2 protein-coding genes are annotated in these 1240 nt (G+C 37.0%); both read right to left on the reverse strand.

What is annotated here, in order from left to right; all coding sequences use genetic code 11:
• Positions 1–7: 7 nt before the first annotated feature.
• A complete protein-coding gene (locus DW103_RS17790; RefSeq protein WP_122278608.1) occupies positions 8–268 on the reverse strand; it encodes a TIGR04149 family rSAM-modified RiPP in 261 nt (86 codons plus the stop codon).
• Between the two features lie 99 nt (positions 269–367).
• Entirely contained in the window at positions 368–1081 is a 714-nt protein-coding gene (locus tag DW103_RS17795; protein ID WP_122278610.1) for a glycosyltransferase family 32 protein, read from the reverse strand.
• Positions 1082–1240 lie beyond the last annotated feature (159 nt).

A 1240-nucleotide genomic window follows, 5' to 3' on the forward strand; every position in this document is an offset into this window, starting at 1 on the left:
TGCTGCCTTATTCAGAAGCCTTATGTGTACTAGCATAAGCGAGATTATAAGTATCTCCACAGATAATATTTCCACCAAAAGACTGTGTATATCCATTACTTAAATTAGCATTATAATTATCCTGAATACTAGCCCCGTAATACGGATCTAAATCAGTCCAATAGCAGCCACAGCCGCACTTATATCCACCACGTAGAGCAGACATTTGTTTCTGCTCCAACTCTTCAACCACCAACTGGTTGATTTTTAAATCTTTCAATAGCTTCATGTCGTTATTTTTTTAATTAATAACTTATTTAATAAAAGGCACTAATACCAATCTTTTTATACAACCCCTCATAAATCATAAAATTAAGAAGATATTAAATTACAATAATAAAGAAACCCAAGTATTCGCAAAATAATGAACAGCATAGGCTTCCTTCATGCAAGCTTCCAGTTCCTCACTTTTTTCTCCCATTCTCAGCCTATAAAGCTGAACAGAGTCAAATGGAGTAACATTCTTAGCCGGAATCAGATAGACTTGCTCTTTCTCTTCTTCGGATAACGAACTATATACGTTTGCCTGAAATAAAGGACCGGTTGTACTTAATACACACATCGGCTTATTTTCCTGGCTACAAATCAATGTCTCCGGCGAACAGATACGTTCGATTAATTTCTTCACAAAGGGATGTCCCGGAACTGAAGCCATCAAAGCACTATTCAGTACGTATTTCACTCCATAACGCTGAACATGCGCATCCGGTTCCAATCCGATACAGCAGGTTTTTCCCTCAAAGAGGCATTCCATGTTTTCAACTGCTTCATAGTCAAAATCGACATGCATACCTCCCATTTTATTCAAAATAAAAAAGCGTATCAAATCCCAACGCTGAGAATCAAAGGGTAATGTATAATAGAAGTTATAATAAAGTGGGTATTCCCGTTTTACAAAATCATCCATTTTAGCTTCATCCCAGTATATGTATTCCCAATCCGGATACACATCTTTCCAAGTCTGCGCCAATGTCTTAAAAAATTCAGGCAGAGGCTTGTACTTATCGCTCCATATCTGATGTATAATTCGAGGTATTTCCATTATTCTGAATGTATTAAATTAATTGTATCCCCACGATCCCATAAAATAATGAACAGCAAAAGCGTTTTCTAAACGCATATTCCATTCATCCTTGATTTCACCCTGGTAAATCGCTCGAGCTTCCATTACAGAAAAGGGAGCAATATTGCAAGCCGGAAT

Origin of the sequence: Parabacteroides sp. AM08-6, assembly GCF_003473295.1 — a bacterium.
Classification (GTDB): Bacteria; Bacteroidota; Bacteroidia; order Bacteroidales; family Tannerellaceae; genus Parabacteroides.

Coding starts and splice junctions, on each gene's coding strand:
- DW103_RS17790 (WP_122278608.1), bottom strand. CDS start 268: ATGAAGCTATTGAAAGATTTAAAAATCAACCAGTTGGTGGTTGAAGAG.
- DW103_RS17795 (WP_122278610.1), bottom strand. CDS start 1,081: ATGGAAATACCTCGAATTATACATCAGATATGGAGCGATAAGTACAAG.